Below are 11,199 nucleotides of genomic sequence, written 5' to 3' on the forward strand. Positions count from 1 at the left end.
TCCCCCTTAACCAAGGCGTATTCTTGGATCGACCATTGCATAGAGAATATCTATGACAAGATTCCCCAGAACAAGAATCAAAGAATAAAAGAGTGTACATGCCATGATAGAGGCATAGTCAAGTTGTGTAGCCGCTATAGCTGTGAAGCTGCCCATACCGGTGCGGTTGAACACCATCTCAACTATTACCGTACCAGCGAAAAGTTGTATAACCATCGCTCCCCCAACTGTTAAGACGGGAATCATCGCGTTTCTTTGTGCGTGTTTGTGAATCACCACGTGCTCTGGCAAACCTTTCGCACGGGCGGTTCTGATATATTCTTTCGTAAGAACCTCTAGCATGCTGGAACGAGTGATTCTCAAAAGGTATGCCCACCACAACCACGATAAAGTCAAAATCGGCCCTATCATGTGCCTAAGAGCATCCAAAAATACATCAAATCGGCCATTCAGCAAAGCATCTATAGTTACCAACGATGTTATGCGCTTAAATTCAGGAGACTTTACTACTTGATCAGCCCACAAGCTCAGATTTCCTGGTGGAAGCCATCCAAGAAAACTATAAAAGATCATCAGTATGAGAAGTCCAAAGACGAAATCCGGAAAACTCCAACCAATAACGGCAAAGATTCTAACAAAGTGATCAATGAATTTGTCGCGATTAACTGCTGCAATTATTCCAAGCCAAACGCCAACAAAAACAACTGGAACGATTGAGTACAGAGCCAATTCTACAGTCCAGGGAAGTCTTTTTAGTATAGCGTCCTTAACAGGTTCTTTTCCAACCACCGACCAACCAAGATCACCTGTTAAAGTGTTTTTGAGCCACTTCAAATACCGAGTTATCATAGGATCATTCAAGCCATACTTCTCCTTAATTTTCTCAAGTTGTTGTGGGGTAAGCTTATCTAGCACGCCAGGGTTTACATAAGCTGCCAGCAGTCTATCTGGTCCCAAGCTTTGTATCATTCCAAAGACTATCAGAGAAATTCCAAACAATATCAAAGGCAGAAGAAGAAGTCGCCTAACTATGTACGTAAACAACAAGTATCCCTCCTTACAAGTAATCAAGTAATAGTGAAAATAATGAAAAAATGAAACCCGCTTTTGCGTTTTTGCCAGAAAAAGTATATCATACTTCTCAGCTTAATTTGTTCCATACTAGCAGTCGAACTTTTCTTTATAGTAGTATATAGGAGAAATCGAATTCGTTTTGGAGGGGGATCAAAGTGATAGCCTTTCTAACCGATTGGTCTTACAAAAGTTATTATGTAGGTGTTGCCAAAGCCGTTATGAAGAGAATAAACCCTTCTGTTGAAATAATAGACATCACTCATGAAATAAACCCTTACGATGTCAGGATGGCTGCACATGTTCTTTTGAGAGCTTCTTTTGATTTTCCCGAAGGGACGATTTTTGTTGCCGTCGTTGACTATGGTGTTGGTACATCTAGAAAAGCCATCTGCATGAGAACCAAAAATGATCATTTTTACATAGGACCAGACAACGGTATATTCACCTTCGTAGCAGATTACTACAAAGTGAAACAAGTTCGAGAACTGGATAACAAAAAGCTTCACTACGGCTCTTCTTACACATTCCACGGAAGGGATATCTTTGCCGCTGTCGCCGCTCACTTGTCGAAAGGCTGTCCCTTTGAGGAGGTTGGAAGTGTCCTTCCAAATTTCGTGGTTTTACCTTATAAACCAGCGGAAATATCTGAAGATTCCATCGTTGGTGAGGTTGTCTTTTTCGATGGTTTTGGAAACGTTGAAACCAACATACCGGGTGAATTTGTGGAAAGGCTTGGCTGGGAAATAGACGATGAACTTACGATAAATGGAAAGTACAAAGCCACCTATGCGAAAGCTTACGGCGATGTTCCAAAAGGATCAATCCTGGTTCACATAGATAGCTCCGGATTTTTGGAAATAGCGGCAAATCAAGCGTCTGCAAGGGATATTTTAGGTTTAAAGCAAGGTCAGCAGATCGTCATAAGGAGGAAGTAAATTGAAGCTCATCGTGGGTCACAAAAACCCAGATTTTGATTGCTTTGCTTCTTGTGTTGCTGCAAAAAAGCTTTTTCCAGACCACACCGTTGTGATAAGTGGTTCGCCCCAACAAAATGTTTCCCAATATCTGCGTATCTATGAAGATAGATACCCTTACATCACCGAAAGCGATTTGGGCGAAGAAAAAGTTGAATCTTTGGTGATAGTTGATACTGCATCCAGAGAAAGGCTTGGACCTAAAATACAACAACTTGTTGATAAAGCTGAAAAGATTGTGATATACGACCATCATCCGGATATCAAAGAGGTAACGATTTCAGGTGAAAAACACATTGAATCGATAGGGGCAACGGTTACTCTTCTTGTTGAGGAGATCAAAAATAAAGGTATTTCGATTGATTCAATGGATGCAACACTGTTTGCAATAGCGATTTACGAAGATACAGGCAATTTGCTTTACACAAGCACCACCGTAAGGGATTTAGAAGCTTTGAAATTTCTCTTTGAAAAAAACGCAAATCTGGCAGAAGTTGCAGAATTTGTAAGGTATGATCTGAACTACGAACAGAAGCTCATACTCGATCAGCTGATTTCAAACATAGAGCAACATAATGTCAAGCACAACGTTGTTCACGTTGCAACTGCAGAAACCGATAAATTCATTGGCGGGTTAAGTGCAGTGGTTACCAAGCTTTGGGAACTTCAAGGCGTGGAGACTTTAATTTGCATCATCAGAACTGGTAGGAAAATACACATAATTGGCAGAACCTCATCTGAGGACATTGACATAGGAGGATTTTTCACCGAACTGGGCGGAGGGGGTCACAGAAAAGCTGGAAGTTGCACGGTGAACCTTTCGGATGTTTTGGAAGCAAAGAGGTTAGTTCTTGAAGTAATTCAAAAGTATGTTGAAAAAGGACCTTTGGCACGTGATGTTATGTCTTCACCTGTGAGAGTTGCGTACAGCGATATGACGATCGAAGAAGTAAACAAAATTATGGAAAGAACAGGTCACAACGGGCTTCCAGTTATAGAGGGTAACAAGCTGGTGGGAATCGTCACCAAAAAAGCCGTTGACAAAGCTGTAAACCACGGGCTTTTGAAAAACCCGGTTAAATCAATAATGTCAACGAAGCTTGTGGTTGTCGATGCAGACACACCACTTAGCAAGGTCAGAAAGATAATGGCAGATTACGACATAGGAAGGATTCCCGTCATAGAGAATGGTGTTCTCGTAGGCATAATAACAAGGACAGACGTCATGAGAATGAGTTTTTCCGATGCTGTTAAAGCCAAACCAAAAAGGCCAATAACACAGCAATCAGAAAAGATTTTCCACAATGTACACGACAAAATGATCTCTTGTCTGCCAAGAGAAATATACAACCTTCTCAAAACTTTCGGACAATTTGGTGATGAAGTAGGATTGAACGTTTATGTTGTGGGAGGATTTGTCAGGGATTTGTTGATGGACAATCCAAGCTTCGACATAGACCTTGTAGTTGAAAGAGATGGATTGAAGTTTGCCGAACACGCGGCGGAAAAGTTAAAAGCCACTTTGGTTAAGCACGATAAATTTCTCACAGCTTCCTTGTTTTTCAACGGTAGAAGGGTAGATGTTGCCACCGCGAGAATAGAATATTACGAAGCGCCGACGGAACTGCCCCAGGTGGAAATCAGCACCATAAGAAAAGACCTTTACAGGCGTGATTTTACAATAAACGCTATGGCTATAAAGCTAAACCACAAAGATTTTGGACTTTTGCTTGATTTCTTTGGTGGGCAGGAGGACATTCAAAACAAGAAAATCAGGTGCTTGCACACACTCAGTTTCATAGAAGATCCAACGAGGATACTCAGAGCCGTTAGGTTTGAGGTTAGATTCGATTTCACAATAGAAGAGGAAACAGAAAGATTGATGCGTGAAGCAATTCACCAAGGTTATTTGGAAAAAGTGAGTGGTCAAAGGATAAGACAAGAATTTGAAAAAATAGTTCAAGAAATTAAGGCGGTGAAGGCGATAAAAAGGCTTGCTGAATTTGACGCAATCAAAAGGACTTTTCCCGGAACTTTTTACACTGCCACGATGGAAGAAAAACTTCGTGCATTGTTCGATTTTCTACCCTGGGCTGAGAAGCACTTTGGTCAGGTTGATAGATTTTATTCGGTAATGTTTGTTCTTCTTGAATATCACAATGAGCAACTTTTAAATGAGATCAAAGAAAGATACGGTTTATCTTTGAAATTTCTTCAACAGCTTAAACTGCTTAAAAAAATGATAATTCCACTTTCGCAGATGATAAAACTCAGGATGAACTTTTCAGACATATACAAAGTTACACACGATATCTCACCTGAGGGATTTTGTTACATCGCATCTTACCTTGAACCTGATGATCAAGAATACCTCAAGCAATTTTTGGAAAGAGTTTCAACTGTTAAGTTGACCATCAGCGGTAAGGATTTGATCGATAAATTTGGTTTGAAGCCGTCCAAAAAATTGGGAGAGATTTTGGAATCAATCTACTGTGCAAAGCTCGATGGATTGATCGACGATTCAAATGAACTTGAGTACGTCAAATCTCTTATCGAATCAGCTTCATCTAATTCGCGATAATTGTTAAAATTTAAACAGCGTGGTATATTTATAATTAAACGTCTAAGATGGGAGGAATGATTGTGCTGAGAACTCATACATGTGGTGAACTTAGGTTAACCGATGCTGGAAAAAGGGTGATTTTAGCCGGTTGGGTTGATCGGATCCGCGACTTGGGTGGCGTCACTTTCATAATGCTCAGAGACCGGTATGGGCAAACTCAAATTGTGGTTCCGCAGGGTTTATCCATTCCAATTAGAAGAGAGGCTGTGATAAAGGTTGAAGGAATAGTTAAAGAAAGACCTAAGGAAAACGTAAACAAAGAATTGGAAACCGGCGAGATAGAAGTGTTCGCGGAAAAAATAGAAGTACTTTCTTCCCCAACGAAGGAACTTCCATTTTATCCGAACGAAGAGCCTCTTCCCGCCGAAGAAGTTCGATTAAAGTATCGATACATAGATCTTAGGAGAAAAGAAATGATGGAAAAACTTTTGTTAAGGCACGCTGTAACGCTTTCGGTAAGAAATTACCTTTCAAAGCATGGGTTTGTCGAAGTTGAAACCCCGTTTTTGACCAAAAGCACACCTGAGGGAGCAAGGGACTTTTTGGTTCCTTGTAGGTTGAAGCCTGGCACCTTCTACGCTCTGCCCCAATCTCCTCAACTTTTCAAACAGATACTTATGGTGAGCGGACTTGATAGGTATTTTCAAATAGTAAGATGCTTCAGAGACGAAGATCTGCGTGCGGATAGACAACCGGAATTTACGCAAATAGATATCGAAATGTCTTTTGTAACCAGAGAGGACGTCTTAGAAGTCGTTGAGGGTATGTTGAAACACGTTTTCAAGGAGGTTTTGAAAGTTGACCTTCCTGAAAAATTCGACCGACTTTCCTACGACGAATGCATGAACTTTTATGGAAGTGATAAACCCGATAGAAGAATAGGCATGAAGTTTGTAGATTTAACAAATATCTTCTTGAAATCCGAGCTTCAATTTCTGCAAACCATACTGAGTTCAAATGGAGTTGTTAAAGGCTTTGTTGTAAATGGTTTTGCCCACAATATGTCACGTAAGCTCGCAGATCAATTGGAAGAAATTGCAAAAACTAAAGGGCTGGGTGGAATACTTTGGTTTTCCTTTGAGGGTAACAAGGTTGCCAGAGGAAGTTTGTTGAAGCATCTTGAGAATGAATACAACTTAGTTGTGAAAGAGTTGAATATGAAAGAGCAAGATGTTTGCATAATGTGTGCTGGACAGCTTTCTTTGGTGAACGAAGCTTTGGGAGAAGTGAGAAAAACGATAGGCGATTTGTATTTTTCACATTTGAAGAAAGGCTTTGACATCTTTTGGGTTTTGGACTTTCCAATGTTTGAATGGAATGAAGAAGAAAAAAGATTTGTGGCGCAACATCATCCATTTACGATGCCAAATTTGGAAGATTTGGAAAAATATGCCGACAAAGATTTATCGAAGATCAGAGCTCAATCTTATGATATAGTTATAAACGGGTTTGAAGTTGGATCTGGTAGTATACGAATCCATGATGCAGAACTTCAAAAGAAAGTTTTCCAATTGATGCGGCTTAGCGAAGACGAAATAAAATTGAAGTTTGGATTTTTGCTCGAGGCATTCCAGTATGGAACACCACCACACGGTGGAATCGCTTTGGGATTGGATAGACTAGTTGCCATAATGTGCGGTGCAAGTTCAATAAGGGATGTAATAGCTTTTCCAAAGACTTCAAGCGGAACGTGTTTGTTGACTGGGGCTCCAGATGTTGTGAGCGAAAAGCAACTGAAAGAATTGAAGATAAAAATTGTAGGAGGCGATTGAAGTGATTGGCACAAGTGTAAAATTCGAACAAATTGGTTCAAAGCTTGTTTGCAGGATCAACGGTGATATCGATGCTTACCATTCCGCAGATGTGAAAAAAGCCATCAAAGATGAACTTGAGAAAACATCTGCCATGACCGTGATTTTGGATATGTCCCAGGTTCCATACGTTGACAGCGCGGGCCTTGGAACTATGGTCGCCCTTCTGAAGGTAGCTAGGACACTCAACAAGGAACTTGTATTGGCATCCTTGAGACAGAACGTAAAACGTGTTTTTGAAATGACCAGGCTTGATAAAGTTTTCAAAATAACAGATACAGTCGAGGAGGTCTGAATTTTGATCGACCAAATTTTGATTGCCATAGATGGGCCTGCAGGTTCTGGAAAATCAACAATTGCGAAACTTTTGGCAAAAAAATTGAGAATAAATTACTTGGACACGGGTGCGATGTACCGGGCTGTAGCCTATTATTTGAAAATGAAAGGTTATTCACCCAGCGAAGATTTGAGTGAGGAACTTGAAAAGTTGAAGATCGATTACAAAGATGGTGATTTGTACATAAACGGTATAAAAGTGGGAGAGGAGATAAGAAGCCCGGAAGTTGGAAAGCTTGCATCCGATTTTGCAAAAATTCAAACTGTTAGGGAAAGGCTTACAAAGATTCAAAGGACCATTTGTGAAAAAGGATCGTTTGTCGTCGATGGTAGAGATATTGGGACAGTTGTTCTTCCGCATGCCGATGTCAAGATCTTTCTTACAGCTTCTTTTGAAGAAAGGGTGAAGAGGAGGTTGAAAGAACTTCAAGAAAAAGGTATACAGGCAACGTACGAACAAGTTGCTCAGGAGATGATGCAAAGAGATGAGCAAGATTCAAGCAGATCAATTGCTCCTTTGAAGCCTGCCCAAGACGCTTTCATAATAGATACAACTGGCAAAACCGTAGAGGAAGTTTTAAATCAAATTTGTGAGATAATCAGTAGGAGAGTCAAATGTGAATATTCTGGTTGCTAAAAACGTTGGATTTTGCTTTGGTGTAAAGAGAGCTTTGGACTTGGTTCTAAAACTTCTTGAGGAAAACAAAAAAGTCTATTTATTGGGAGATTTGGTTCACAACAACAACGTGATGAATCATTTAAAACAAAAAGGTGCTGAGACAATTTCTTTGAGTGATGTACCACATGATGCCAAAGATTCCGTTTTAGTTGTCAGGGCCCACGGTGTTCCGCCTGAGGATTTACAATTTGCAAAAATGCATTTTGGACAGGTTGTTGACACGACTTGTCCGATCGTTCAAAGGCTTTTTCAGCTTGCCAAGAAGATGAGTGAAGAAGGTTACAAGATACTAACTTTTGGAAAGAAAGAACACCCCGAGATGATAGCGCTTAAAGGTTATGTGAAAGATGCCTTCATCGAGCAAAATCCAATAGAACTTTCTGGCAAAGTTTGTTTGCTCTCTCAGACGACGATGTCGATTGAAGAATATAAGCAATTTGCATCCAAGGTGATGGAGATTTCAAACGTGAATGAATTTAGAATGTTCAACACAATTTGTCGCGTTTCGGCAGAAAGAGAAGCTGAAACGCGCCAAATTGCACAACAAAGCGATGTTGTTATCGTTGTTGGAGGTAAGCACAGTTCCAACACAAAAAAACTTGTCGCAATTGCCGAAAAATATGCTAAGGTAATTCACGTGGAAGGAGCCGATGAAGTTGACCAAAATGATCTTTCAAATTACAAAACAATTGGTGTTGTTTCTGGTACTTCAACACCCTACGAAGATGTGAAAAAGATTATCGAAAAATTACTCAGTGGGAGGGAAAGTCATGGATATTAAGGGTATGGAAGATTTTGAAAAGTATCTGGATTGGATTGAGGTTAGACCAGGGCAAACGGTTGAGGGGACCATCACAAGGATAAGTCCTGGTGAGGGAATATACGTTGATTGTAAGGCAAAATCGGAAGGCTTTGTTCCAATTGATGAGCTTGTTTTTCCGTTGGAAAATTACAAAGTTGGTCAAAAATTGAAACTGCAGGTTTTAAAAATTGGCGGCGAAGAAGAATCAATAACTTTGTCCGAAAAAAAGCCTTATGCTAGGATGATCAGATCTAGGATCTTGGAAGCTTACGAAAAGGGAGAAACAGTTAAAGGAAAGATCGTTGATCAAATACAGGGAGGATACAGAGTTTTGTTGTACAACAGCATTGAAGCTTTTCTTCCAGGATCCCATTCTATGATCAAAAGAGAGGAGCCAATTCCTCAAGAGGAACTAGATTTCTTGATTGTTGAATGCGAATTTGGTAAAAGAAGACAAAGGTTAGTCGTATCGAGAAAAGCCATTTTGGAAAAACAAAAGAAGGAATTCTTCTCAACCCACAAGGTTGGAGACGTTGTTGAAGGAATCGTTGAAAAGGTAACAGACAGCCACGCTTTGCTGAACATCAATTCTTGTATCTCCGCGATCTTGCCGCGTTCAGAAGTTTCACACGACAAGAAATTAGATCCAACGGATGTTCTCAAAAAGAACGAAAAAGTCAAGGTGAAAATAGTTGAATTGGATGAGGCTTCTTCGAAGATTGTCGTCAGTTTAAAGGCCATGGAACCAGATCCATGGGAAAACATAGCAGAAAGGTATCCTGTGGGAAAAATCGTTCAAGGCACGATAGTGAAGATAGTACCATTTGGTTTGTTTGTCAACTTAGAACCTGGAATAGATGGTTTGGTGAGAATTTCGGAAATCTTTTGGGGAAACAAGAAGGTAGACCTTCGCAAGTACTTCAAAGTTGGTGAAATGATTCAGGTTGAGGTCATAGAAGTTGATCCGCAGAACAAGAGAATAGACCTAAGTTACAAAAGAGCCAAGGGAGATCCATGGGAGAACATTTTTGAAAGGTATAAGGAAGGCGAAACAGCCGAAGGTACAATTTTAAAGGTTCTTCCAACCGGTTTGATAGTGGAATTCGAGGATGGAATAAGCGGTTTTGTTCCAAGATCTGAACTTTCGTGGGAAAAGATCAGCGATCCAACTCAGCACTTCAAAGAAGGTCAAAAGGTCAAAGTAAAAATACTGTCAATCGATGACAAGCAAAGAAGAATGAGGTTAAGTATAAAAGAACTTTTCCCAGACCCATGGCAGGATGTTTTGACCAAACTTGGTGAAAACAGAGAAGTAAATGTTGTGGTTCAATCCAAGGTAAATTCAGGGTATATTGTTAAGTTGTTGGATTACAATGTGGAAGGGTTCATGCCTGCATCACATGCAAGTGGTGATTTAAAAGAAGGAGATAAGCTGGAAGTGTTGGTTTTAAGGTTGGTACCTGAGCGCCGAAAGATTTTGGTTAGCCAGAAGAAACTAGAGGAAAAAAGAGCTTACGAGGAATACAAGAAGAAAGAACAAGAACTTAGTGTTCAAAACACCCTTGCCAGCAAGTTGAAGAAGTGAGTATGGCGGTAGTTGTTATAGCAGGAAGGACAAACGTAGGTAAATCCACCCTTTTTAACAGATTAATCGGCAAACGAAAGGCGATAACTGAAGACGCCGAGGGCGTTACTCGTGATTCTTTGAAAGGTCTCGTCGATTACGACGGGACCGTTTTTGAATTGTACGATACCTGTGGGGTTTTCTCAGACGCCGAGGACGAAATGCTTTCTTCAATGAGAAACAGAGCGTTCAAAACCTACGAAAAGGCCGATTTGATCCTGTTCGTTGTGGATGGGCGTGCTGGTATAACAGCCGAAGACGAATACGTTGCTGAAAAACTCAGAAAACTTGGTAAAAAGGTGATACTCGTCATAAACAAGAGTGAAAATCCAAAAGTCGTTGAAGCAAACCTAGGAGAATTTTTGAAACTTGGCTTTACAGATTACGTTATCATAAGTGCTCAACACGGCATCAACGTAGATGTCCTTTTGGATAAAATCGTTCAATATATAGGAAAACAACCGTTTGAAGAGAAAATTCAACAAAATCTTGAATGTCCGAAGATTGCTATCGTTGGAAAACCCAATGTTGGAAAATCTTCGCTGTTCAACGCCATCCTGAAGGACGATAGAGCCACTGTAACATCGATACCTGGTACCACAAGAGATCCCGTTGATGAACTTGTTAATTTCGAAGGGAAAAGCTATGTTTTCATCGACACCGCAGGTCTTAGAAGAAAAAGCAGAATAGAATACAAAAGTTTGGAGCACTACAGTGTTGCAAGGACCATAGACGTTATAGAAGGAGCGGACGTAGTATTGCTTGTCATAGACGCAACCGAAGGTGTGACCAGGCAAGACAAAAGAATTGCCGGTTTGGCTATAAGAAGGGGCAAAGCACTTGTGATAGTAATAAACAAGTGCGATCTGGTCAAGGTATCTCAGGAAGAATACAGAAATTGGGTTTATGCGGAGGCACCGTTTTTGGACAGCTACGATGTGGTTTTCACGAGCGCTGTGAAATATTATGGTATAAAAGAACTTTTCAAAGCCATTGACGAAGCTTATTCGTCTTATTGCAGGACGGTTTCAAAAGCAGCTTTAAACAAGCTTGTTTCTCAATTACCTATACTTTCACCTAACCTTGTTTTTGGAGAACTTAAAATTTTCTCCATCGAACAGGTTGGTACAAAGCCTCCAAAGTTTACCGTTGTTGTCAACAAGAAAGAACATGTGAATCAACAAGTGTCAAAAACCATTGAAAATCTCATAAGAGACCGTGTTGACGAGTTTAGAGGCTCTCCGTTGATTTTAACGTTTAAGGAGAGGCGATAATT

The 11,199-nt window shown here is 40.3% G+C and carries 9 protein-coding genes; 8 read left to right on the top strand and 1 reads right to left on the bottom strand.

The genetic code is table 11. From position 1 onward, the window contains the following. Window positions 1–6 precede the first annotated feature (6 nt). Window positions 7–1,044 (bottom strand): ABC transporter permease, encoded by a 1,038-nt coding sequence (locus THETH_RS01555; protein WP_013931632.1) that lies wholly within the window; start codon window positions 1,042–1,044, stop codon window positions 7–9. Window positions 1,045–1,229: 185 nt separating this feature from the next. Here THETH_RS01555 and THETH_RS01560 point away from each other — a divergent pair, with 185 nt between their 5' ends. From THETH_RS01560 to der, 8 genes are all read left to right on the top strand, one after another. Continuing rightward, the gene (locus THETH_RS01560) at window positions 1,230–2,009 is read left to right on the top strand and encodes an SAM hydrolase/SAM-dependent halogenase family protein (protein WP_013931633.1); all 780 of its coding nucleotides are present in this window, start codon (window positions 1,230–1,232) and stop codon (window positions 2,007–2,009) included. Between the two features lies 1 nt (window position 2,010). Next, window positions 2,011–4,629 (top strand): CBS domain-containing protein, encoded by a 2,619-nt coding sequence (locus tag THETH_RS01565; protein WP_013931634.1) that lies wholly within the window; start codon window positions 2,011–2,013, stop codon window positions 4,627–4,629. A 62-nt stretch (window positions 4,630–4,691) separates the two neighbouring features. Beyond that, window positions 4,692–6,443, top strand: a complete 1,752-nt coding sequence (aspS, locus tag THETH_RS01570) for an aspartate--tRNA ligase (protein WP_013931635.1) — start codon at window positions 4,692–4,694, stop codon at window positions 6,441–6,443. A gap of 1 nt (window position 6,444) precedes the next feature. Then, window positions 6,445–6,777 (top strand): STAS domain-containing protein, encoded by a 333-nt coding sequence (locus THETH_RS01575; protein WP_013931636.1) that lies wholly within the window; start codon window positions 6,445–6,447, stop codon window positions 6,775–6,777. A 3-nt stretch (window positions 6,778–6,780) separates the two neighbouring features. Then, complete coding sequence (cmk, locus tag THETH_RS01580; RefSeq protein ID WP_013931637.1) at window positions 6,781–7,455, top strand: (d)CMP kinase; 675 nt, start codon at window positions 6,781–6,783, stop codon at window positions 7,453–7,455. Next, window positions 7,436–8,278, top strand: a complete 843-nt coding sequence (ispH, locus tag THETH_RS01585; RefSeq protein WP_013931638.1) for a 4-hydroxy-3-methylbut-2-enyl diphosphate reductase — start codon at window positions 7,436–7,438, stop codon at window positions 8,276–8,278. The genes cmk and ispH overlap by 20 nt, the downstream gene beginning before the upstream one ends. Next, window positions 8,268–9,884 (top strand): 30S ribosomal protein S1, encoded by a 1,617-nt coding sequence (locus tag THETH_RS01590; RefSeq protein WP_013931639.1) that lies wholly within the window; start codon window positions 8,268–8,270, stop codon window positions 9,882–9,884. The genes ispH and THETH_RS01590 overlap by 11 nt, the downstream gene beginning before the upstream one ends. A gap of 2 nt (window positions 9,885–9,886) precedes the next feature. Further along, window positions 9,887–11,197 carry a ribosome biogenesis GTPase Der gene (der, locus tag THETH_RS01595; RefSeq protein WP_041446348.1) on the top strand — a complete coding sequence of 437 codons (1,311 nt, stop codon included), beginning with the start codon at window positions 9,887–9,889 and terminating at the stop codon, window positions 11,195–11,197. Window positions 11,198–11,199 lie beyond the last annotated feature (2 nt).

The organism is Pseudothermotoga thermarum DSM 5069 (assembly GCF_000217815.1).
GTDB lineage: Bacteria > Thermotogota > Thermotogae > Thermotogales > DSM-5069 > Pseudothermotoga > Pseudothermotoga thermarum.

Bases quoted from the DNA above. Each gene is read 5' to 3' on its own strand.
- THETH_RS01590 (WP_013931639.1), top strand. From the start codon at position 8,268: ATGGATATTAAGGGTATGGAAGATTTTGAAAAGTATCTGGATTGGATT.
- der (WP_041446348.1), top strand. From the start codon at position 9,887: ATGGCGGTAGTTGTTATAGCAGGAAGGACAAACGTAGGTAAATCCACC.